Origin of the sequence: Microbacterium sp. LKL04 (genome assembly GCF_900102005.1) — a bacterium.
In the GTDB taxonomy this organism is placed as follows: Bacteria; Actinomycetota; Actinomycetes; order Actinomycetales; family Microbacteriaceae; genus Microbacterium.
On record NZ_LT627736.1, the window covers coordinates 554,967 to 578,470 of the forward strand.

A 23,504-nucleotide genomic window follows, 5' to 3' on the forward strand; every position below is an offset into this window, starting at 1 on the left:
GGGGAACGTCATCGGCCTGTACGACGAGGTGGCGGCGGACTGATCAGCCGTGGCCCCGCTGATAGCCTGGAAGACGTGTCTGAATCCGTATCGAGCGCCGATCTGACGGCGCTCGCGCCCGCCAACGACCCGTCTTTCGCCAACGTGTGGGACGAGATCGTCTGGCGCGGCCTCGTGCACGTGTCGACCGACGAAGCGTCGCTTCGCGACCTCCTCTCCGGAGCGCCGATCACGTACTACTGCGGCTTCGACCCGACCGCGCCGAGCCTGCATCTCGGCAACCTCGTGCAGCTCCTCCTCCTGCGGCGTCTGCAGCTCGCCGGGCACCAGCCGCTCGGACTGGTGGGTGGATCGACCGGTCTCATCGGCGATCCGCGGCCCACGGCGGAGCGGACGCTCAACACCCGCGAGACCGTCACGGAGTGGGTGGAGCGTCTGCGCGGGCAGGTCGAACGGTTCCTGAGCTTCGAGGGCGAGAACGCGGCCCGGCTGGTGAACAACCTCGACTGGACTGCGCCGATGAGTGCGATCGACTTCCTCCGCGAGATCGGCAAGCACTACCGGGTCGGCACGATGCTGAAGAAGGATGCCGTCGCCGCCCGCCTCAACTCCGACGCGGGCATCAGCTACACCGAGTTCAGCTACCAGATCCTGCAGGGGATGGACTACCTCGAGCTGTACCGCCAGTACGACTGCGTCCTGCAGACGGGTGGCAGCGACCAGTGGGGGAACCTGACGAGTGGGACGGATCTGATCCACCGCGTCGAGGGGACGTCCGTGCATGCCATCGGCACGCCGCTGATCACCAACAGCGACGGGACGAAGTTCGGCAAGAGCGAGGGCAATGCCGTCTGGCTGGATGCCGACATGTGCAGCCCGTACCGGATGTACCAGTTCTGGCTCAACACCGATGATGCCGACGTCGTCGCTCGCCTGAAGGTGTTCACGTTCCTGACGCGCGCCGACATCGAGGAGTACGAGCGGCTGGTCGCCGACGAGCCCTTCCGGCGTGCGGCGCAGCGCCGTCTCGCGATGGAGGTCACGACGACGGTGCATGGAGCGGATGCCGCGACCGCGGTCGCCGCCGCGTCCGACGCACTCTTCGGGCAGGGGGATCTCACCGCCCTCGACGCCCCCACGCTCCGCTCTGCGCTCGAGGAGCTGCCACACGTGGCGACGGCCGGGGAGATCCCGGTCGTACAGGCGCTCCTGGACACCGGCTTGGTTTCCAGTGCGAGCGAGGCGCGACGCGCGATCTCGCAGGGAGGTGTCTCCGTCGACGGTGTGAAGGTCGTCGACGAGGGGCAGGTCATCACGGGTTCGCTCCCCGGTGGCGTCTCCGTGCTCCGGCGGGGCAAGAAGACGATGGCCGGCGTGTTCGTGTCCTGACGAATGGCCCTCTCCGAGGCCGCTCTTCCCGATCCGTCGGGGGAGCGGCCTCTGTTGTTTGGGCTCCTGATCAGCGCGACACGCCCGGGATGCGGGCGTGATTTGCCGGACCTGCGGGAGCCGCGTAACTTATTACTTGTTCGCCCCACAGGGAAGAGCGAGAGACCGAAAGGCCTCCGGCCCCCTCAAGCGGAGAACCACATCCATCCCAAACCTCTCCTAGAGAGAACAAGACCTTGTGGTCTAGGATGGGGACTCCACCTCGAAGCCCCGTGGTGATGAGCCCGACACGATCTCTTGATCGTTGCGTGCCGTCTCGTTCGGGAGTCGAGCGAAGAGTGTGACGTTGCCTCACTACGAAGCCCTGCGGGGTGGTGTGGGAGCATCCGATCCTTGAGAACTCAACAGCGTGCACTTGTCAAATGCCAAATAACCTCGATCTCAGCTTTGGCTGAGGTGAGATTCCTTTGGATCAAAGTCCGGCACTTCGGTGTCGGCAACGGATAGTCAGCAATGATTTATCTCTTTGGTCAGTTCAAACTCGCTGCTTCGGCCTATTCCGGTCGTTGTCAGTATTTTTCTTTTACGGAGAGTTTGATCCTGGCTCAGGATGAACGCTGGCGGCGTGCTTAACACATGCAAGTCGAACGGTGAAGCAGAGCTTGCTCTGTGGATCAGTGGCGAACGGGTGAGTAACACGTGAGCAACCTGCCCCTGACTCTGGGATAAGCGCTGGAAACGGCGTCTAATACTGGATATGAGCTGCGATCGCATGGTCAGCAGTTGGAAAGATTTTTCGGTCTGGGATGGGCTCACGGCCTATCAGCTTGTTGGTGAGGTAATGGCTCACCAAGGCGTCGACGGGTAGCCGGCCTGAGAGGGTGACCGGCCACACTGGGACTGAGACACGGCCCAGACTCCTACGGGAGGCAGCAGTGGGGAATATTGCACAATGGGCGAAAGCCTGATGCAGCAACGCCGCGTGAGGGATGACGGCCTTCGGGTTGTAAACCTCTTTTAGCAGGGAAGAAGCGAAAGTGACGGTACCTGCAGAAAAAGCGCCGGCTAACTACGTGCCAGCAGCCGCGGTAATACGTAGGGCGCAAGCGTTATCCGGAATTATTGGGCGTAAAGAGCTCGTAGGCGGTTTGTCGCGTCTGCTGTGAAATCCCGAGGCTCAACCTCGGGTCTGCAGTGGGTACGGGCAGACTAGAGTGCGGTAGGGGAGATTGGAATTCCTGGTGTAGCGGTGGAATGCGCAGATATCAGGAGGAACACCGATGGCGAAGGCAGATCTCTGGGCCGTTACTGACGCTGAGGAGCGAAAGGGTGGGGAGCAAACAGGCTTAGATACCCTGGTAGTCCACCCCGTAAACGTTGGGAACTAGTTGTGGGGTCCATTCCACGGATTCCGTGACGCAGCTAACGCATTAAGTTCCCCGCCTGGGGAGTACGGCCGCAAGGCTAAAACTCAAAGGAATTGACGGGGACCCGCACAAGCGGCGGAGCATGCGGATTAATTCGATGCAACGCGAAGAACCTTACCAAGGCTTGACATATACGAGAACGGGCCAGAAATGGTCAACTCTTTGGACACTCGTAAACAGGTGGTGCATGGTTGTCGTCAGCTCGTGTCGTGAGATGTTGGGTTAAGTCCCGCAACGAGCGCAACCCTCGTTCTATGTTGCCAGCACGTAATGGTGGGAACTCATGGGATACTGCCGGGGTCAACTCGGAGGAAGGTGGGGATGACGTCAAATCATCATGCCCCTTATGTCTTGGGCTTCACGCATGCTACAATGGCCGGTACAAAGGGCTGCAATACCGCGAGGTGGAGCGAATCCCAAAAAGCCGGTCCCAGTTCGGATTGAGGTCTGCAACTCGACCTCATGAAGTCGGAGTCGCTAGTAATCGCAGATCAGCAACGCTGCGGTGAATACGTTCCCGGGTCTTGTACACACCGCCCGTCAAGTCATGAAAGTCGGTAACACCTGAAGCCGGTGGCCCAACCCTTGTGGAGGGAGCCGTCGAAGGTGGGATCGGTAATTAGGACTAAGTCGTAACAAGGTAGCCGTACCGGAAGGTGCGGCTGGATCACCTCCTTTCTAAGGAGCACTGCACTCTTCGGAGTGACAGAGCCGGTTTCGAGACGAATGTTCTCGACCGGAGCTCATGGGTGGAACATTTGACGAGGTGTCGGAGGGTGACTTCCGGATCTAGTACGACCTTCGGGTTTGGAACGGTTCGGGGTGAGGCTTCTGACACATGCACGCTGTTGGGTCCTGAGGGACCGGATGGAAGTCCGAACCTCTGGGCCTTTTCTTGTGCCGGCGATTGCTGGTGCGGGGAAGGTACCGCCCGTACTTTGAGAACTACACAGTGGACGCGAGCATCTTGCGAGCTGATCTTTTGATCGGTTCGTGAAAGATGATCTTAAAGATCATTAGTCAATTTCGATTGACGATTCAACTCATGTGATTTCAAGTCTTTAAGAGCAAACGGTGGATGCCTTGGCATCTGGAGCCGAAGAAGGACGTAGCAATCTGCGATAAGCCTCGGGGAACTGATAAGCAAGTTTTGATCCGAGGATGTCCGAATGGGGAAACCCCGCTGGGCGGCGTGCCGACCTAGTGACTCCCGCCTGAATATATAGGGCGGGTAGAGGGAACGTGGGGAAGTGAAACATCTCAGTACCCACAGGAAGAGAAAGCAACCGCGATTCCGTTAGTAGTGGCGAGCGAAACCGGAACAGGCTAAACCGAGTACGTGTGATATCCGGCAGGAGTTGCGTATTCGGGGTTGTGGGACTTTTCAGATAGTTCTGCCGAACTGTCGGCGTTACAAGAAGGTATAGACGAACCGCATTGAAAGGCGGGTCATAGAGGGTGCCAACCCCGTAGTCGAAATGCTTCTCTTGACGCGAAGAGTATCCCAAGTAGCACGGGGCCCGAGAAATCCCGTGTGAATCTGTCAGGACCACCTGATAAGCCTAAATACTCCCAGATGACCGATAGCGGACAAGTACCGTGAGGGAAAGGTGAAAAGTACCCCGGGAGGGGAGTGAAATAGTACCTGAAACCGTTTGCTTACAAACCGTTGGAGCCTCCTTAGTAGGGGTGACAGCGTGCCTTTTGAAGAATGAGCCTGCGAGTTAGCGATATGTGGCGAGGTTAACCCGTGTGGGGTAGCCGTAGCGAAAGCGAGTCTGAATAGGGCGATTCAGTCGCATGTCCTAGACCCGAAGCGAAGTGATCTATCCATGGCCAGGTTGAAGCGACGGTAAGACGTCGTGGAGGACCGAACCCACTTAGGTTGAAAACTGAGGGGATGAGCTGTGGATAGGGGTGAAAGGCCAATCAAACTTCGTGATAGCTGGTTCTCTCCGAAATGCATTTAGGTGCAGCGTTGCGTGTTTCTTGCCGGAGGTAGAGCTACTGGATGGCCGATGGGCCCTACAAGGTTACTGACGTCAGCCAAACTCCGAATGCCGGTAAGTGAGAGCGCAGCAGTGAGACTGTGGGGGATAAGCTTCATAGTCGAGAGGGAAACAACCCAGACCACCAACTAAGGTCCCAAAGCGCGTGCTAAGTGGGAAAGGATGTGGAGTTGCTGTGACAACCAGGAGGTTGGCTTAGAAGCAGCCACCCTTGAAAGAGTGCGTAATAGCTCACTGGTCAAGTGATTCCGCGCCGACAATGTAACGGGGCTCAAGCACGCCACCGAAGTTGTGGCATTGACATTATTGGTAGGCCTTCGTGGTCCAGCCGTGTTGATGGGTAGGAGAGCGTCGTGTGGCCAGCGAAGCGGCGGTGTGAACCAGCCGTGGAGGCTACACGAGTGAGAATGCAGGCATGAGTAGCGAAAGACGTGTGAGAAACACGTCCTCCGAAAGACCAAGGGTTCCAGGGTCAAGCTAATCTTCCCTGGGTAAGTCGGGACCTAAGGCGAGGCCGACAGGCGTAGTCGATGGACAACGGGTTGATATTCCCGTACCGGCGAAGAACCGCCCAAGCTAATCCAGTGGTGCTAAGAGTCCTAACCCGGCTGAGTGGATCCCTTCGGGGTGAAGCCGGCCGGTCTAACGCTCGACCCCGTTCTGGTGCGGCTAGCGTATTAACAGGTGTGACGCAGGAAGGTAGCCCAACCCGGGCGATGGTTGTCCCGGGGCAAGTGCGTAGGCCGAGAGATAGGCAAATCCGTCTCTCACATAGGCTGAGACACGATGCGGATAAAAAGTGGGTGATCCTATGCTGCCAAGAAAAGCATCGACGCGAGGTTCTAGCTGCCCGTACCCCAAACCGACTCAGGTGGTCAGGTAGAGAATACCAAGGAGATCGAGAGAATCGTGGTTAAGGAACTCGGCAAAATGCCCCCGTAACTTCGGGAGAAGGGGGGCCTTCCGCTTATTAGGATTTACTCCGAAAGGGCGTGGAGGCCGCAGAGACTAGTGGGTAGCGACTGTTTACTAAAAACACAGGTCCGTGCCAAGTCGCAAGACGATGTATACGGACTGACGCCTGCCCGGTGCTGGAAGGTTAAGAGGACCGGTTAGCCGCAAGGCGAAGCTGAGAATTTAAGCCCCAGTAAACGGCGGTGGTAACTATAACCATCCTAAGGTAGCGAAATTCCTTGTCGGGTAAGTTCCGACCTGCACGAATGGCGTAACGACTTCCCAACTGTCTCAACCGCGAACTCGGCGAAATTGCATTACGAGTAAAGATGCTCGTTACGCGCAGCAGGACGGAAAGACCCCGTGACCTTTACTACAGCTTGGTATTGGTGTTCGGTGTGGCTTGTGTAGGATAGGTGGGAGACTTTGAAGCGGTGACGCCAGTTACCGTGGAGTCATTGTTGAAATACCACTCTGGTCACTCTGGATATCTAACTTCGAACCGTAATCCGGTTCAGGGACAGTGCCTGGTGGGTAGTTTAACTGGGGCGGTTGCCTCCCAAAAAGTAACGGAGGCGCCCAAAGGTTCCCTCAACCTGGTTGGCAATCAGGTGGCGAGTGTAAGTGCACAAGGGAGCTTGACTGTGAGACTGACAGGTCGAGCAGGGACGAAAGTCGGGACTAGTGATCCGGCAGTGGCTTGTGGAAGCGCTGTCGCTCAACGGATAAAAGGTACCTCGGGGATAACAGGCTGATCTTGCCCAAGAGTCCATATCGACGGCATGGTTTGGCACCTCGATGTCGGCTCGTCGCATCCTGGGGCTGGAGTAGGTCCCAAGGGTTGGGCTGTTCGCCCATTAAAGCGGTACGCGAGCTGGGTTTAGAACGTCGTGAGACAGTTCGGTCCCTATCCGCTGCGCGCGTAGGAAATTTGAGAGGATCTGACCCTAGTACGAGAGGACCGGGTTGGACGAACCTCTGGTGTGCCAGTTGTTCTGCCAAGAGCACCGCTGGTTAGCTACGTTCGGGATGGATAACCGCTGAAAGCATCTAAGCGGGAAGCCGGCCTCAAGATGAGATTTCCATACCTTCGGGTGAGAGGCTCCCAGCCAGACTACTGGGTTGATAGGCCGGATGTGGAAGCGTGGTAACACGTGAAGCTGACCGGTACTAATAAGCCGATGACTTGATAACACACCGTTTAGGTGCTTGCGTCCACTGAGTGGTTCTCGATGTACGGTCGAGAACCGCATAACGAATAATCGTTGTGCAGACTGAAACATCAATAGTGTTTCGGCGGCCATAGCGTGAGGGAAACGCCCGGTTACATTCCGAACCCGGAAGCTAAGCCTCACAGCGCCGATGGTACTGCAGGGGGGACCCTGTGGGAGAGTAGGACACCGCCGGACTTCTTTCGTGAAATGGCCACCCAGAGTTGGGTGGCCATTTCTCGTTAACGCGTACGTGAGAGGACAGAGAGATGACGGACGAGCAGCGCCCTGAAAAGTCGGGCGGCAAACGGAAGTTCACCCCTGCTTCCTCGAGCTCACGCGACGAGCGGTCACGGGATCGCGGACGCCCGTCGCGCGGCGACGGCGACCGACGCCCCTTCGAGCGCCGCGACAGCGAACGCGGTTCCGCGCCGCGTCGCGAGAGTGACCGTCCGTCGTATCCGAAGCGTGATGGTGAGCGTCGCCCGTACGAGAAGCGTGCCGGTGACCGCTCCTCGTACCCGCGCCGCGACGGTGACCGTCCGTCGTACCCGAAGCGAGATGGCGAGCGTCGTCCGTACGAGAAGCGTGACGGCGACCGCCCCTCGTACCCGAAGCGCGATGGCGAGCGTCGTCCGTACGAGAAGCGTGACGGCGACCGTCCGTCGTACCCGAAGCGGGACGGCGAGCGTCGTCCGTACGAGAAGCGCGATGGCGAGCGTCGTCCGTACGAGAAGCGCGATGGCGAGCGTCGTCCGTACGAGAAGCGTGACGGCGACCGTCCGTCGTACCCCAAGCGTGACGGCGACCGTCCGTCCTACCCGCGCCGTGACGGCGACCGTCCGTCGTACCCCAAGCGTGACGGCGAGCGACGTCCGTACGAGAAGCGTGACGGTGAGCGTCGCCCGTACGAGAAGCGTGACGGCGACCGCCCCTCGTACCCGAAGCGGGATGGCGAGCGTCGTCCGTACGAAAAGCGTGACGGTGACCGTCCGTCGTACCCGCGCCGTGATGGTGACCGTCCGTCGTACCCGCGCCGCGATGGCGACCGTCCGTCGTACCCGCAGCGCGACGGGGAGCGTCGGTCTTCGCGGCCGCCGCAGGACTCGGACCGTCGGAGCATGCCGGCAGGCCCGGTCGTTCCCGATGAGGTCACGGCACGCGATCTCAACGGTGCTGCGCGCAACGAGCTGAAGACCCTCAGCAAGGACAACGCCGAGCAGGTCGCGCGGCACCTCGCCATGGCCGCCCGTCTCATCGATGAAGACCCGACCCTGGCCCACGAGCACGCCCTGGCGGCATCCCGCAGCGCCGGTCGCATCGCCGTAGTCCGCGAGACCGTCGCGATCACGGCCTACGCCGTCGGGGACTTCGCCCTCGCCCTGCGCGAGCTGCGGACGTTCCGCCGGATCTCCGGTCGAGACGACCAGATCGCCCTGATGGTCGACAGCGAGCGCGGTGTCGGTCGCCCCGACCGCGCGCTCGAGGTCGGACGTGCCGTCGACCGTGCTTCTCTGCCGACCGACGTCCGTGTCGAACTCGCGATCGCGATGTCGGGCGCCCGTCTCGACCTCGGTCAACCCGACCGTGCCCTCCAGGAACTCGACATTCCCGAACTCGATCCGGACACGGCGTTCCCGTGGAGCCCCGGACTGTTCGCGGCGCGCGCTGCCGTCCTCGAAGAGCTCGGCCAGGACGATGAGGCCGCCCAGTGGCAGCGTCGGGCCGACATCGCCGCCGCGGCTCTGGGTGAGGTCGATGCCGATTCGGAGACGATCGAGATCGACGAGATCGATGAGATCGAGCTCGACGAAGAGATCGAGGACCCGGCCGACGACGCCGGTGGCGACGACGTGGACGACGAACCGGCATCCGTTCAGGAGGACGACGAGGAGGAGCGCTCCTGATGGGGCTTTTCTCCCGCACGCGTCCCACGCCTCTCGACGGCGTCGACCTGGTCCTCGCGGATCTCGACGGCGTCGTCTACGCGGGTGACGCTGCGATCCCGCACGCCGTGGAGAGTCTGACGGCATCGCGACGAGACCGTCCGCTCGCGTACATCACGAACAACGCCTCCCGTCGTGACAGTGTCGTGGCCGGGCACCTCACGGAGCTCGGTCTCGCGACCGAGCCGCACGAGGTCGTCACCAGTCCGCAGGCGGCCGTCCGGTTGCTGCGCGACAAGGTCCCCTCGGGTGCCACCATCCTCGTCGTCGGCGGCGACGGTCTCGTCTTCGAGCTCGAGAAGGCCGGTTACTCGGTGACCCGGAGTGCGGACGATCGTCCAGCCGCCGTCGTCCAGGGCTTCGCTCCCGAGGTGGGCTGGGCGCAGCTCGCCGAGGCGGCATACGCCCTCGCACTCCCCGAAGAGGAGGGCGGCATCCCCTGGATCGCCACGAACACCGACTGGACGATCCCGCAGGCACGCGGCATCGCACCGGGCAACGGCACTCTCGTCTCCGCGGTGCACACGGCTGTGGGACGACTGGCCACCGTCGCGGGAAAGCCCGAGCGCCCCATCTTCGACGAGGCGGTCGCGCGGTTCGGGGCACGGCATCCGCTCTTCATCGGCGACCGGCTCGACACCGACATCGCCGGCGCGCAGGCCGCGGAGATCGACTCCGTCCTGGTGCTCACCGGGATCGACCGGCCCAAGCACGTCCTGGCCGCGCCGAACTCCTCGAGGCCGACCTACATCGTCGGCGACCTGAGAGAGCTCCACGAGCCGTACCCCGAGACGATCGTGAAGGGCGACGTGACCACCGTCGGCTCCGCCTCGGTGCGGATCGACGGGCCGGACGTGCACATCGTCGCCGAGGGCGATCGTCCGATCGATCTCGTGCGCGCCGGCGCCGCGGCGATCTGGGGCACCGGACGGGCGATCTACGGCTTCCGGGTGCCCGAGCGGCTCTACGCCGACCCTTTCCACCGACGCTGACGACAGCGCCGCCGCGTTCACGTCTGCCGTCCTCCGCGCCGCGTAGGGTGGGGGACATGTCGATGGATGCCGCTGACGGCGACGCGCGCCGCGAGGACCTGCTCTCGACGCTCGAAGTGATCGAGGACCAGCCGCTGGGGGAGCGCGCGGCCGCGTACGCGCTCCTGCACGACGAGCTCGCGAAGCGTCTCGAGTCGGGTCCGCGCGACCCGAACGCATGAGCAGCCGACTCGACGCGGCCGTGGCCGCACGCGGTCTCGCGCGCAGCCGCACCCATGCGGCTCAGCTCATCGACGCGGGACTGGTCAGCGTCGACGGTCAGCCCGTCGTGAAGGCCTCGGTCAAGGTTGGCGACGAACAGCACATCGAGGTCGCGGCATCCGACCATTACGTCAGCCGCGCCGCCCACAAACTCCTGGCCGCCCTCGACGCGTTCGGAGTCGACCCGGGCGGGCGCGTCGCGCTCGACATGGGAGCCTCGACCGGAGGGTTCACCCAGGTGCTCGTCGAGCGCGGCGCCGCCCGGGTGCTCGCCGTCGACGTGGGACACGGGCAGCTTGCGGCGGAGGTCGCCGCCCTTCCCGAGGTGGCCGTGGTCGAAGGCTTCAACGTACGGCACATGACGCCCGCGTCCCTCGCCGAGGCGAGCGGCGTCGCCGACGTGCCGACCCTCGTGACAGGGGACCTCTCGTTCATCTCGCTCACGCACGTCCTCCCCGCAGCGGCGGCTGTGTGCGCTGCGGCATCCGATCTCGTTCTGCTCGTCAAGCCGCAGTTTGAAGTCGGCCGCACGGGTGTCCGGGAGGGTCTGGTGACGGATGCCGGGCGCCGGGCGGACGCTGTGGCGGGCGTCCTGTGGTCGGCGTGGGATGCCGGCCTCGGAACCCACGGGGTGATCGCGTCGCCGATCGCCGGGACTCACGGCAACCGCGAGTTCCTCATCCATCTGCGACCCGGGACGACCGACGACGTCAATCCGACACAATGGTTGGACACCGTGAACCGACTGGCGGGAGCCGCATGACCGACGCGACGCGCAACATCCTCGTGGTGGCGCACGCGCTGCGTGAGAACACCGTGGCCGGCGCCCGGCGCGTGGTCGCCGCCGTCCACGCGGCGGGGTTGCGCCCCGTGGTCCCGGGCGACGACCCCGAGCTCGCGGCTGCGCTCGGCGACCTCGACACGGCGATCCTCGGCGAAGGCGGCATCGACGTCTCGGACATTGAGATCGCGATCGTCCTCGGCGGCGACGGCACGATCCTCCGCGCGGCCGAGCTGGTGCGCGCGGCATCCGTTCCCCTCCTGGGGGTCAACATGGGTCACGTCGGTTTCCTCGCCGAGCTCGAAGCGGACGACGTCGACGAGGCGATCGGTCGCGCCCTCGCGCGCGACTACGAGATCCACGAGCGGATGACGCTCTCGGTCGAGGTGCGCGACGCCGACGGCCGTCTCGTGTACTCCACGTGGGCGCTCAACGAGGCGACCGTCGAGAAGGCTTCGCGCGAGCGCATGCTCGAGGTCATGATCGAGATCGACGGGCGGCCGCTGTCGTCCTTCGGCTGCGACGGCGTCGTCGTGGCGACCCCGACTGGTTCGACGGCCTACAACTTCTCCGCAGGCGGCCCCGTCGTCTGGCCTTCGGTGCAGGCGCTCTGCCTCGTGCCCCTGTCGGCGCACGCTCTCTTCGCCCGGCCCCTCGTCCTCGGACCCGAGACATCCGTCTCGCTCGACGTCCTCGAGCGCAACCAGGGCCGGGGCGTCCTGTGGTGCGACGGCCGACGCTCGCACGACCTGCCTCCCGGCGCACGTGTCGTCGTCGGGCGGTCGACACAGCCCGTACGCCTGGCGCGCCTGCACCGCTCGGTGTTTACCGACCGCCTGGTCCGGAAGTTCCAGCTCCCCATCGCGGGGTGGCGGGGCGACCCGGAGGCCGTGCTGTGATCGAGCAGATCCGCCTGCGCGACCTCGGGGTCATCGCGGGGGCGACTCTGCCGATCGGTCCGGGCTTCACCGCGATCACGGGTGAGACCGGTGCCGGCAAGACGATGGTGGTCACGGGTCTCGGCCTTCTCCTCGGAGCGCGAGCGGACTCCGGCGCCGTGCGCGCCGGAGCGGATCAGGCAGCGGTCGACGGCGTGTGGATCGTCCCGGAGGCCGGCGCTGTCGTCGAACGGGTCCGGGATGCCGGGGGCGACATCGAACCCCTCGGCGACGGGCGGGCGGAGCTCTACCTCGGTCGCACGCTGTCGAGCGAGGGTCGCAGTCGTGCCACCGTCGGCGGCCGGACGGCGCCCGCGGGTGTGCTCGCGGACCTCGCGGACCAGCTCGTGGTCGTCCACGGTCAGTCCGATCAGCTCCGGTTGACGTCGGCCGCCGCGCAGCGCGACGCGCTCGACCGGTTCGGCGGTGCCGAGATCGCGACGGCGCTCGAACGGTACCGCGCGGTGTGGGATGCCTGGCGGAACGCGGCGGCAGAGCTCGAGACGCTGACGACCGAGCAGAGCGCGCGTGCGCGTGAGGCGGAGGAACTCCGGAGCGCGATCGACGCGATCGAAGCGGTCGACCCGCAGCCCGGCGAGGACGTCGAGCTGACGCAGCGCGCCGACCGCTTGGCGAACGTCGAGGAATTGCGGATGGCCGCGGCCACCGCGCACACCGCGCTCTCGAACGAGGACGACCTGCCCGATGTGCAGGAGCTCCTGTCTGAGGCTCGACGGGCCCTCGAGCGCGCTGCCGGTACCGACGAGGTGCTGCGAGCGCACGCTGCGGCGATCGAGGAGCTCGGCTACCGGGTCGCCGACATCGCGGGGGAGCTCAGCGGGTATCTCGCCGACCTCGACGAGGGCGGTCCGCACGAGCTCGCGGCGGTCGAAGAGCGACGGGCCGCACTGGGTGCCCTCATCCGGGTCCACGGTTCGCTGGACGAGGCCATCGGGCTGCTCGCCACGGGCTCCGCGCGCCTCGCCGAGCTCGACGACGACGGCGACCGCATCGAGCGGCTCACCGTCGAACGCGATCGGCTCCGCGACGAACTCGACGCGCGCGCCGCCGAGCTGACGGAGGCGCGGCGAGCCGCGGCATCCCGTCTCGGCGACGCCGTCACCGAGGAGCTCCGTCACCTCGCCCTCCCCGACGCGCGGCTGACGGTCGCCGTCGACCCCGGCTCCGAGGCCGCTCACGGCCGCGATGTCGTGACGATCCAGCTCGCGCCGCATCCCGGCGCGTCTCCGCGTCCGGTCGCCCGCGGCGCGTCCGGTGGTGAGCTCAGCCGTGTCATGCTCGCGATCGAGGTCGTGATCGCGGGCACCGATCCCGTTCCGACGTTCGTCTTCGACGAGGTGGATGCCGGTATCGGCGGTGCCGCGGCGATCGAGGTGGGCCGCCGGCTCGCGAAACTCGCCGAGACGAGCCAGGTCATCGCCGTCACCCACCTGGCGCAGGTGGCCGCCTTCGCCGGCAACCACCTGTCGGTCGTCAAATCGAACGACGGATCGGTCACTGCCTCGAGCGTCCGTCGTCTCGAGGGAGACGACCGCGCAGCCGAGATGGCACGGCTCCTGTCGGGCATGGCGGATTCGGACGCGGCGCTCGGGCACGCGCGCGAACTGCTCGAACTCGGACGCGCTCGCTGAGACGCCGGTCGCGGCGACACCCGGGCGGCCTCCGGACCGGGTGCGCAGGAGGGCTGATAGAGTGAAAGCCCGTGACGGACTCTTCGGGCGCGGGACGCAAAAACAACGACATCACCAAGCACATCTTCGTGACGGGTGGTGTCGTTTCGTCTCTCGGCAAGGGTTTGACCGCCGCCAGCCTCGGTAACCTCCTCACCGCGCGCGGCCTGCGCGTCGTGATGCAGAAGCTCGACCCGTACCTGAACGTCGACCCGGGGACGATGAACCCGTTCCAGCACGGCGAGGTCTTCGTGACCGACGACGGCGCCGAGACCGACCTCGACATCGGTCACTACGAGCGCTTCCTCGACATCGAGCTGAGCCAGGCCGCGAACGTCACGACGGGTCAGATCTACTCCGAGGTCATCGCCAAAGAGCGCCGCGGCGAGTACCTGGGCGACACCGTCCAGGTGATCCCGCACATCTCCGACGAGATCAAGCGGCGCATGCGCCTGCAGGCGAGCGAAGAGCCCCGCCCCGACGTGATCATCACCGAGGTCGGCGGCACGGTCGGCGACATCGAGTCGCAGCCCTTCATCGAGTCGGCGCGTCAGATCCGGCACGAGCTCGGCCGCGACAACGTCTTCTTCGTGCACGTCTCGCTGGTGCCGTTCATGGGTGCCTCGGGTGAGCAGAAGACCAAGCCCACGCAGCACTCCGTCGCGATGCTGCGCTCCATCGGCATCCAGCCCGACGCTCTCGTCCTGCGCAGCGACCGCCCCGTCACCGAATCGAACAAGCGCAAGATCGCGCTCATGTGCGACGTCGACGAGGACGCGGTCATCAACACCGTCGACCTGCCGAGCATCTACGACATCCCCTCGACGCTCAGCGACCAGGGTCTCGACGCGTACATCGTGCGCCGCCTGGGCCTCGACGCCAAGGCGGGCGACATCGACTGGACCCGCTGGAACAAGGTCCTGAACGCGGTCCACAACCCCAAGCACGAGGTGACCGTCGGTCTCGTCGGCAAGTACATCGACCTGCCCGATGCGTACCTCTCGGTCACCGAGGCACTGAAGGCAGGCGGGTTCGCCCAGGAGACCAAGGTCCAGATCGTGTGGATCCCCTCGGATCTGTGCGAGACGCCCGAGGGTGCCGCGAAGGCCCTGTCTGCCGTCGACGGGATCGTCATCCCCGGCGGCTTCGGCATCCGCGGCATCGAGGGCAAGCTGGGGGCGCTGAAGTTCGCCCGCGAGCAGGGACTGCCGACGCTCGGCATCTGCCTCGGCCTGCAGTGCATGGTCATCGAGTACGCGCGCCACGTCGCCGGTATCGAGGACGCGTCCTCGAGCGAGTTCGACCCGGAGACGCCGCACCCGGTCATCGCGACCATGGCGGAGCAGGTCGACATCCTGGACCGCGGGGACATGGGCGGCACGATGCGTCTGGGCCTGTACGAGGCTGCACTGGCCGAGGGGTCGCTCGCCGCGGAGCTCTACGGCTCGGACCGTGCGACCGAGCGTCACCGTCACCGCTACGAGGTCAACAACGCCTACCGCCAGCAGATCGCAGACGCGGGTCTCTGGTTCTCGGGCCTGAACCCCGACCTCGACCTCGTCGAGTACGTCGAGCTCCCGCGAGACGTGCACCCGTACTACATCGCGACCCAGGCGCACCCCGAGCTCCGCTCGCGGCCGACCGAGGCCAACCCGCTCTTCCGAGGTCTCATCGCCGCAGCGCTCGACCGGCACCGTGCGAGCGAGCTGTTCGACGTCGAGAACGAGGACTGAGCGATGACGGATGCTGCGCCTCTGCAGGACGACGCCGTCGCGGTTCGTGTGACGCAGACCGAGACGGTCTTCGAGGGGCACGTCTGGAATCTCCGCCGGGACGAGTTCGCCTACGGCGACGGGTCGATCATCCGCGAGTACGTCGACCACTCCGGTGCGGTCGCCGTCCTGGCGCTCGACGACGACGGGCGCGTCCTCCTCATCCGTCAGTACCGTCACCCGGTCGGCTTCCGCGATTGGGAGATCCCGGCAGGCCTGCTGGACGTGCCGGGGGAGGACCCCCTCGAGGCCGCGAAGCGCGAGCTCGCCGAGGAGGCGGACCTGACCGGCGAGCGGTGGGACGTGCTCTCGGACTTCTTCACGAGCCCCGGCGGCAGCGACGAGGCGATCCGCATCTATCTGGCCCGCGGACTCGCGGCGACGTCCGAAGCCTTCGCCCGCACCGAGGAGGAAGCGGACATCGAGGTGCGGTGGGTGGCGCTGGATGAGGTCGTCGACGCGGTCCTGGCTCGGAAGCTCCAGAACCCGTCGCTCGTCATCGCGGCCCTCGCCGCCGCTGCCGGCCGCTCCCGCGAGTGGACGACGCTCGGCGCCGCCGACGCGCCGTGGCCGGGACGCTCGCGTCCCGTGGGCGCGGACCGACCGCAGGGCTGAGGCGCCGTGAGGCTCGCGCGCGCCGTCGACGCGTTCCTCCGGCACATCACGATCGAGCGCGGACTGTCGGCGCACACCGTCGCGGCCTACCGTCGCGACCTGGCCGGGTACCTCGCGTGGCTCGCTGAGCGGGGCGTCGAGGACACGGATGCCGTGACGGGGGAGCTCGTCACCGGGTTCGCGGCGGAACGCGCGTCATCCGAGCCACCGCCGGCGTCGACCTCGTTGGCGCGGCTGCAGTCCGCCATCCGCAGCTTCCATCGCTTCCTCGCACGCGAGGGCATCGTGACGGACGATCCGACGACGAAGCTGCGGCCACCCAAGGCGCCGATGCGCCTCCCGAAGGCGTTGCCCGTCGAGGACGTTCTCCGGCTGTTGGATGCCGCCGGCCCCGCGCCCGCGGACGCCGCACCCGGCGAACTCGTCGGCCTGCGTGATCGCGCGCTGCTCGAGCTCCTGTACGCGACGGGTGCGCGCGTGTCGGAGATCGTCGACCTGGACGTCGACGATCTGATGCACGGCGAGGTCCTGCGGGTGCGCGGCAAGGGGTCGAAGGAACGCATCGTCCCCGTCGGGTCGTACGCGCGAGCGTCGGTGGACGCCTACCTCACCCGCGCGAGGCCGGAGCTGTCGCGCCGCGGGCGGGCGACGCCGCGAGCGTTCCTCGGCGCGCGGGGAGCTCCGCTGTCGCGGCAGAGCGCGTGGCTCGTGATCCAGCAGGCCGCCGAGCGGGCGGGGATCACCGCCCACGTGTCTCCGCACACGCTCCGGCACTCGTTCGCGACGCACCTGTTGCAGGGCGGTGCCGACGTCCGCGTCGTGCAGGAGCTCCTCGGCCACGCCTCGGTCGCCACGACTCAGATCTACACGCACGTCACGGTGGATGCGCTCCGCGACGTGTATCTCACCTCGCACCCGCGCGCGAGATGACTCCGGGTGCCCGGCTGCGGGGAGTCGCTCCACGGCGGTCCGCGACGGGGTGACTAGACTCGGGTGAGCACGGCGAAGGCGGGAGATCAGTGGCGAGCAAGCGGAGTACGGCGGACGTCGATTCGACGGTGGCGACCGACACCCCGATGGGGCCGACGGGTCGTCCCTACCACGGCTTCCCGACCCCGCCGAAGCTCGACGGACACGGTCCCGCACGCATCATCTCGCTGTGCAACCAGAAGGGCGGCGTCGGCAAGACGACGACCACCATCAACCTGGCCGCCGGTCTCGCTTCTTACGGGCGTCGGGTGCTCGCGGTCGACTTCGACCCGCAGGGCGCCCTGTCCGCCGGACTCGGCGTGCAGACGCACGAGACGGCGACGATCTACGACCTCCTCCTCGACCCGAAGCGGGACCCGAACGAGGTCATCGTCTCGACGTCGGTAGAGGGCCTCGACATCCTGCCCGCCAACATCGACCTGTCGGCGGCCGAGGTGCACCTCGTCAACGAGGTCGCCCGCGAGACGATCCTGGCCCGAGTGCTCCGCAAGGTCGCCGGCGACTACGACGTCATCCTCATCGACTGCCAGCCCTCGCTGGGTCTCCTCACCGTCAACGCGCTGACGGCGAGCCACGGTGTGCTCATCCCGCTCGAGTGCGAGTTCTTCGCCCTCCGCGGTGTCGCCCTCCTGATCGAGACGATCGACAAGGTGCGCGACCGGCTTAACCCGGCGATCACCCTCGACGGCGTGCTCGCGACGATGTACGACCCGCGCACGCTGCACTCCCGCGAGGTCCTGGAGCGGGTCGTCGACGCGTTCGGCGACGACGTGCTCGAGACCGTCATCGGCCGCACGGTGAAGTTCCCCGATGCGTCCGTCGCGGGCGTGCCGATCACGAAGTTCGCTCCCGAGCACTCCGCCGCCCAGGCGTACCTGCGCCTCGCGCGGGAGCTGGTCTCCCGTGGCGCCGTCGCCTGACGAGGGCCCCGACGCCGCCGCTGCGCCCTCTCAGGCCGAGTCGACCGAGGCTGCGGACGATCGCTTCCGCGTGTCACTCGGCAACTTCGACGGTCCGTTCGACCTGCTCCTGACCCTCATCTCGAAGCACGAGCTCGACATCACCGAGGTCTCGCTGAGCAAAGTCACCGATGAGTTCATCTCGTACCTGAAGGGGCTCGACGACGACGTCGATCTCGACCAGGCATCCGAGTTCCTGGTCGTCGCAGCCACCCTGCTCGACATGAAGGTCGCGGGGCTGCTGCCGCAGGGGGAGCTCGTGGATGCGGAATCCGTCGCCCTGCTCGAGGCCCGAGATCTGCTCTTCGCCCGTCTGCTGCAGTACCGCGCCTTCAAGGAGGTGTCCGCGTGGTTCGCGCGGTGCCTGGAGCGGGAGGGCAAGCGTCACATGCGGGCCGTCCGCCTCGACGAGAAGCACCGGCGGGCCGTGCCCGAGCTCGTCTGGACGCTGTCACCCGACGACTTCGCCGCGATCGCGATGCTCGCCTTCGCGCCGAAGGAGATCCCGCACGTCGGGCTCGACCACCTTCACGCGCCGCTCGTGTCGATCCGGGAGCAGGCCGCGATCGTCGTGACGCTGCTGCGGGATGCCGGTCAGCTCAACTTCCGCGAGCTCGTTGCCGGCGTCACGCAGACCGGCGTCGTCGTGGCGCGCTTCATCGCCGTCCTCGAGCTGTACCGTCACGCCGCGCTGTCTTTCGAGCAGCTCGAGCCGCTGGGGGAGCTGACCCTCCGGTGGACCGCCGACCGCTGGTCCGAAGAGAACCTCGCCACGTTGGGAGCCGACTATGACCGATGACGCCACCGAGATCGAGGCGCCACCGCGTTCGCAGGACGCCGGGGACATCGCTCGCCGCCTCGAGGCGATCCTGATGATCATCGACGAGCCGCAGAGCCTCGTCTCACTCGCCGCCGCCGTCGGCGCCCCCGTCGCCACCGTCCGCCGCGCCGTCGACGAGCTCGTCGCCGACTACGACGGGGAGCGTTCCGGGCCGAGGCGCGGGTTCGAGCTGCGCGAGGTCGGCGGGGGATGGCGCTTCTACGTGCGCGACGAGCACGACGACCTGGTGGCCGAGTTCGTCAACGGGCAGGCGCCGTCGCGGCTGTCGCAGGCCGCGCTCGAGACGCTCGCCGTCATCGCCTACAAGCAGCCGGTGTCGCGCAGTCAGGTCGCGTCGATCCGTGCCGTGAACGTCGACTCCGTCGTGCGAACGCTCCTCGCCCGCGGCCTCATCACCGAAGCGTTCACCGACCCCGAGACCGGGGCCATCAACTACCGCACCACCGACGCGCTGCTCGGTCACCTGGGGATCAACTCCCTCGACGAGCTGCCCCCCATCTCCCCGCTGCTGGATGACGGCTCCGCGGGATTCGAAGGAGAGACCATCCGATGAACGACCAGTCCGACGAGAACCGGGTCCGGCTGCAGAAGGTCCTCGCGAACGCGGGAGTCGCCTCGCGCCGCGTCTCCGAGCAGTACATCGTCGAGGGCCGCGTGCGGGTGAACGGCGTCGTGGTCACCGAGCTCGGATCGCGGATCGACCCAGAGACCGATCAGGTCGACGTCGACGGCACCGCGATCCAGCTCGACACCAGCAAGCGGTACGTGATCCTCAACAAGCCCACGGGCGTCGTGTCGTCGATGAAGGACGACCAGGGCCGACCCGACTTGCGACGCTTCACGAAGGACTGGCCCGAGCGCCTCTACAACGTGGGGCGGTTGGATGCCGAGACGAGCGGACTCCTCGTCCTCACCAACGACGGCGAGCTCGCCCACGTCCTCGCGCACCCGTCATTCGGGGTCACCAAGGTGTACATCGCGAAGGTGTCGGGTCGCGTGCTGCCGCAGACCATCGCGCAGCTCACCAAGGGCATCGAGCTGGAGGACGGTCCGATCGCGGCCGACAAGGCGCGGCTGCTCGACGCGAGCGGGGACACGAGTCTCGTCGAGCTGACGCTGCACTCGGGACGCAACCGCATCGTCCGCCGCATGATGGCGGCGGTCGGCCACCCCGTCGAAGAGCTGGTCCGCCGCCAGTTCGGGCCGCTCCACCTGGGCACGCTCCCAGCGGGTCGGGCACGCGAATTGACTACAGTGGAACGCGGTGCGCTGTTGACTCTCGCGCGCCAGGCGGAGACCCCGCCCGGGGATCCCACTCAGGAGCAGTTGTGACCGACGCCATCGACGCGCGCGCCCGCGCCGTCCGTACGAGCGGACTCGTCCGCATCGTCGGCGCAGGCCTGCTCGGTTCGAGCATCGGCCACGCGCTGCGCGCGCTCGGTGTCGACGTCGTCCTGGCCGACGCGTCGCCCGCCCAGCTCCGCCTGGCGGTCGACTACGGCGCGGGGCGCGTGTCCCGAGACGACGATCGGCCGAGCCTCGTCGTCGTCGCCGTCCCGCCGGATGTCACCGCCGATGTCATCGAACGTGAACTCGGTGCCTTCCCGGATGCCGTCGTCACGGACGTCGCGAGCGTCAAGCTCGAGCCGCTCCTGGCGCTGCGTGAGCGCGGGGTCGACCTGTCGCGCTACATCGGGTCCCACCCGATGGCCGGTCGCGAACGTGGCGGAGCCATCTCGGCGCGCGCCGACATCTTCTTCGGACGACCGTGGGTCATCTGCCGCGACGAGGAGACCTCCGCGCGCGACCTCGCCGTCGTGGAGGGCCTCGCCCTCGATCTCGGCGCCAGCCTCGTCGAGATGACCCCCGAGGAACACGACCGCTCCGTCGCTCTCGTCTCGCACGTGCCGCAGCTCGTGGCGTCCCTCCTCGCAGGACGCTTCGTCGCCGCCGAGGACGCGTCGCTGCGTCTCGCGGGCCAGGGCGTCCGCGACACGACCCGCATCGCGGCATCCGCTCCGGAACTGTGGGTGCAGATCCTCGGTGCGAACGCCGAGCCCGTCGTCGACGTGCTCGACGCCCTCGCGGCCGACCTGACCACCGTCGCCGGCGCTCTCCGCGCGCCGGACGCCCCCGGTTCGCGTCGCGCCGTCGCCGACACGATCCGTCGCGGCAACGAAGGCGTCGAGCGACTGCCCGGCAAGCACGGACAGAACCGCCGATTCGAGACGGTGGTCGTCATGGTCGACGACACCCCCGGCCAGCTGGGGCGCTTGTTCGGCGACCTCGGTGAGCTGCGCGTCAACGTCGAGGACTTCCGGCTCGAGCACTCCCCGGGCGCCCAGTTCGGCCTCGGCGAGATCAGCGTCGTCCCCTCCGCCGTGACCATCGCCACCGACGGCCTCTCGGCGCGCGGCTGGAAGATTGCGAGCCTCAATGACTGACCCGATCACGATCGCCATCGACGGCCCCGCAGGCAGCGGCAAGTCGAGCGTGTCGAAGGAAGCTGCCCGACGCCTGGGCTACGGCTACCTCGACACCGGTGCCGCCTATCGGGCGCTGGCCTGGCACGTCCTGCAGCACGGCGCCGACACGTCCGACGCCTCGGCCGTCGTCGACGCCGCCGGCGACTTCGACTACGCCATCTCGCTCGACCCCGACGAGTACTGGGTGCGGGTGGGGGAGACCTCGGTCACCGAGGCGATCCGCGAGCCCCGTGTCAGCTCAGCCGTGAGCGGTGTGGCGCGCGTGCCGGTGATCCGCGAGCAGGTCAACGTGCTGTTCCGTCGCCTCGTGGCCGAATCCGGTCGCCCCGGCGTCATCGTCGAGGGACGCGACATCACGACCGTCGTCGCCCCCGACGCCCCCGTGCGGATCCTTCTGACCGCCGCCCCCGAGGTGCGCGCCGCGCGGCGCAGCGCCGAATTGACCACAGAGGATGCCGCGGCTGTCGCCGCCGCGCTGCACAAGCGTGACGCATCCGACTCCCAGGTCGTCGACTTCCTCACCGCCGCCCCCGGCGTGACGGTCGTCGACTCGACCGACCTGGACTTCGCACAGACCGTCGACGCCGTCCTGGACGTCGTGCGGTCGGGAACGGAAGGCTCGCGATGAGCGCCGAAGACGATTACGAATACGAAGGCGGGCCCGACCAGCTCGAGGAGAAGCTCGCGAACCTCGACGAGGACCTCGCCGAGCAGCGCGCTGCCGCACTCCGCGCCTCGCTCGCCGATTACGAGCTCGACGAGGACGACGACGACCTGCTGGCCGGCTTCACCGCGGGCGGCGAGGTCGTGGAGATGCTGCCGGCCCTGCCGGTCGTCGCTATCGTCGGACGGCCCAACGTCGGCAAGTCCGCCCTCGTCAACCGCATCCTCGGCCGCCGCGAGGCCGTCGTCGAGGACACCCCCGGTGTCACCCGCGACCGCGTGAGCTACAAGGCCGAGTGGATGGACCGTCGCTTCACGCTCGTCGACACCGGCGGGTGGGAGCACGACGCCAAGGGCATCGACCGTTCCGTCGCAGCCCAAGCCGAGATCGCGATCGAGCTGTGCGACGTCGTGATGTTCGTCGTCGACGCGATGGTCGGCGCGACAGCGACCGACGAGCAGGTCGTCCGCATGCTCCGCAAGACCGACAAGCCGGTTTTCCTCGTCGCCAACAAGATCGATGACGCCCGTCAGGAGCCCGAGGCCGCGGCGCTATGGAACCTGGGCCTCGGCGAGCCGCACCCCGTCTCCGCGATCCACGGTCGCGGCGTCGCCGACCTGCTCGACGAGATCATGAAGGTGCTGCCCGAGGTCTCGGCCGTCGCGAAGAACGAGCTCGGCGGGCCACGCCGCGTCGCGATCCTCGGTCGCCCGAACGTCGGCAAGTCGTCGCTGCTGAACAAGGCCGCGGGCGAAGAGCGCGTCGTCGTCAACGACCTCGCCGGCACCACCCGCGACCCGGTCGACGAGGTCGTCGAGCTCGGCGGCAAGCTGTGGCGTCTGGTCGACACCGCAGGCATCCGTCGTCGCGTGCACCTGCAGCAGGGCGCCGACTTCTACGCGTCGCTCCGCACCAGCGCGGCCCTCGAGAAGGCCGAGGTCGCCGTCGTCGTCCTGGATGTGACCGAGACGATCAGCGTGCAGGACCTGAACATCATCGACCTGGTCCTCGAGTCCGGCCGTGCCCTCGTCCTCGCGTTCAACAAGTGGGATCGCCTGAACGACGACGACATGGACAACGCCGACCGTCGCCGCTACCTCGAGCGGGAGATCGAGCAGGACCTCGCGCACGTCACGTGGGCGCCGCGCGTGAACCTCTCGGCCCGCACCGGCCGTCACCTCGACAAGCTCGTCCCGGCGCTCGAGACGGCGCTGGAATCGTGGGATCAGCGCATCCCAACCGGCAAGTTCAACGCGTTCCTCGCCGAACTCATCGCCGAGCACCCGCACCCGCTCCGCGGCGGAAAGCAGCCCCGCATCCTGTTCGGAACGCAGGCGTCGACGCGTCCGCCGACATTCGTGCTGTTCACGACCGGATTCCTCGACCCTGGGTACCGCCGCTTCATCCAGCGGCGCCTGCGCGAGATCTTCGGGTTCGAGGGCACCCCGATCATCACGAACATGCGCGTGCGCGAGCGTCGCCAGCGCTGACGCCTGCCCGCCGTCATCTCCTTCGTTGTCTGCGGGCAGGCTGAGTTGTCTGCGGGCACGCTGGGGATCTGTTCCGCGACATGACGGA

18 protein-coding genes and 3 rRNA genes are annotated in these 23,504 nt (G+C 66.4%); 20 read left to right on the forward strand and 1 reads right to left on the reverse strand.

Annotation, left to right across the window (positions count from 1 at the left end; genetic code table 11):
- The first annotated feature begins 75 nt into the window (after positions 1-75).
- The 4 genes from tyrS (at position 76) to rrf (ending at position 7,188) form a co-directional block, all read left to right on the forward strand.
- Positions 76-1,389, forward strand: coding sequence for a tyrosine--tRNA ligase (gene tyrS / locus BLP38_RS02795; RefSeq protein WP_091352556.1), 1,314 nt, complete (start codon positions 76-78; stop codon positions 1,387-1,389).
- Between the two features lie 582 nt (positions 1,390-1,971).
- Positions 1,972-3,494, forward strand: a 16S ribosomal RNA gene (locus BLP38_RS02800).
- Between the two features lie 373 nt (positions 3,495-3,867).
- Positions 3,868-6,973 (forward strand): 23S ribosomal RNA (locus BLP38_RS02805).
- A 98-nt stretch (positions 6,974-7,071) separates the two neighbouring features.
- Positions 7,072-7,188: ribosomal RNA gene (gene rrf / locus BLP38_RS02810) — 5S ribosomal RNA — on the forward strand.
- Together the 16S, 23S and 5S rRNA genes form the textbook arrangement of a ribosomal RNA operon.
- Positions 7,189-7,340: 152 nt before the next feature.
- Here the strand turns inward: rrf and BLP38_RS14375 are convergent.
- Complete coding sequence (locus BLP38_RS14375; protein WP_231916555.1) at positions 7,341-8,225, reverse strand: hypothetical protein; 885 nt, start codon at positions 8,223-8,225, stop codon at positions 7,341-7,343.
- A 6-nt stretch (positions 8,226-8,231) separates the two neighbouring features.
- On the opposite strand from BLP38_RS14375, the gene BLP38_RS14380 reads away from it, so the two are divergent.
- The 16 genes from BLP38_RS14380 (at position 8,232) to der (ending at position 23,416) form a co-directional block, all read left to right on the forward strand.
- Positions 8,232-8,897 carry a hypothetical protein gene (locus BLP38_RS14380; protein WP_133400170.1) on the forward strand — a complete coding sequence of 222 codons (666 nt, stop codon included), beginning with the start codon at positions 8,232-8,234 and terminating at the stop codon, positions 8,895-8,897.
- Positions 8,897-9,928, forward strand: a complete 1,032-nt coding sequence (locus tag BLP38_RS02820; RefSeq protein WP_091352562.1) for an HAD-IIA family hydrolase — start codon at positions 8,897-8,899, stop codon at positions 9,926-9,928. Before BLP38_RS14380 ends, BLP38_RS02820 begins: the two co-directional genes overlap by 1 nt.
- A 56-nt stretch (positions 9,929-9,984) precedes the next feature.
- On the forward strand, positions 9,985-10,149 hold the full coding sequence (locus BLP38_RS14200) for a hypothetical protein (RefSeq protein WP_157681063.1): 165 nt from the start codon (positions 9,985-9,987) through the stop codon (positions 10,147-10,149).
- On the forward strand, positions 10,146-10,952 hold the full coding sequence (locus BLP38_RS02825; RefSeq protein WP_091352565.1) for a TlyA family RNA methyltransferase: 807 nt from the start codon (positions 10,146-10,148) through the stop codon (positions 10,950-10,952). The genes BLP38_RS14200 and BLP38_RS02825 overlap by 4 nt, the downstream gene beginning before the upstream one ends.
- A complete protein-coding gene (locus BLP38_RS02830; protein ID WP_091352568.1) occupies positions 10,949-11,869 on the forward strand; it encodes an NAD kinase in 921 nt (306 codons plus the stop codon). The genes BLP38_RS02825 and BLP38_RS02830 overlap by 4 nt, the downstream gene beginning before the upstream one ends.
- Entirely contained in the window at positions 11,866-13,560 is a 1,695-nt protein-coding gene (gene recN, locus BLP38_RS02835; RefSeq protein ID WP_091352571.1) for a DNA repair protein RecN, read from the forward strand. Before BLP38_RS02830 ends, recN begins: the two co-directional genes overlap by 4 nt.
- A gap of 71 nt (positions 13,561-13,631) precedes the next feature.
- Positions 13,632-15,332: a CTP synthase gene (locus BLP38_RS02840; RefSeq protein ID WP_091352575.1), complete on the forward strand. Its 1,701-nt coding sequence runs from the start codon at positions 13,632-13,634 to the stop codon at positions 15,330-15,332.
- A 3-nt stretch (positions 15,333-15,335) separates the two neighbouring features.
- The gene (locus BLP38_RS02845) at positions 15,336-15,986 is read left to right on the forward strand and encodes an NUDIX domain-containing protein (protein WP_091352579.1); all 651 of its coding nucleotides are present in this window, start codon (positions 15,336-15,338) and stop codon (positions 15,984-15,986) included.
- A 6-nt stretch (positions 15,987-15,992) separates the two neighbouring features.
- Entirely contained in the window at positions 15,993-16,916 is a 924-nt protein-coding gene (xerD, locus tag BLP38_RS02850) for a site-specific tyrosine recombinase XerD (RefSeq protein ID WP_091352583.1), read from the forward strand.
- A 146-nt stretch (positions 16,917-17,062) separates the two neighbouring features.
- Positions 17,063-17,896 carry a ParA family protein gene (locus BLP38_RS02855; protein WP_091359460.1) on the forward strand — a complete coding sequence of 278 codons (834 nt, stop codon included), beginning with the start codon at positions 17,063-17,065 and terminating at the stop codon, positions 17,894-17,896.
- On the forward strand, positions 17,880-18,734 hold the full coding sequence (locus BLP38_RS02860) for a segregation and condensation protein A (protein WP_091352586.1): 855 nt from the start codon (positions 17,880-17,882) through the stop codon (positions 18,732-18,734). Before BLP38_RS02855 ends, BLP38_RS02860 begins: the two co-directional genes overlap by 17 nt.
- Positions 18,724-19,329: an SMC-Scp complex subunit ScpB gene (gene scpB / locus BLP38_RS02865; protein WP_091352590.1), complete on the forward strand. Its 606-nt coding sequence runs from the start codon at positions 18,724-18,726 to the stop codon at positions 19,327-19,329. Before BLP38_RS02860 ends, scpB begins: the two co-directional genes overlap by 11 nt.
- A complete protein-coding gene (locus BLP38_RS02870; RefSeq protein ID WP_091352593.1) occupies positions 19,326-20,108 on the forward strand; it encodes a pseudouridine synthase in 783 nt (260 codons plus the stop codon). Before scpB ends, BLP38_RS02870 begins: the two co-directional genes overlap by 4 nt.
- Positions 20,105-21,220, forward strand: a complete 1,116-nt coding sequence (locus tag BLP38_RS02875) for a prephenate dehydrogenase (RefSeq protein ID WP_091352596.1) — start codon at positions 20,105-20,107, stop codon at positions 21,218-21,220. Before BLP38_RS02870 ends, BLP38_RS02875 begins: the two co-directional genes overlap by 4 nt.
- Positions 21,213-21,890 (forward strand): (d)CMP kinase, encoded by a 678-nt coding sequence (gene cmk / locus BLP38_RS02880; protein ID WP_091352599.1) that lies wholly within the window; start codon positions 21,213-21,215, stop codon positions 21,888-21,890. The genes BLP38_RS02875 and cmk overlap by 8 nt, the downstream gene beginning before the upstream one ends.
- Entirely contained in the window at positions 21,887-23,416 is a 1,530-nt protein-coding gene (gene der, locus BLP38_RS02885) for a ribosome biogenesis GTPase Der (RefSeq protein ID WP_091352602.1), read from the forward strand. Before cmk ends, der begins: the two co-directional genes overlap by 4 nt.
- Positions 23,417-23,504: the final 88 nt, after the last annotated feature.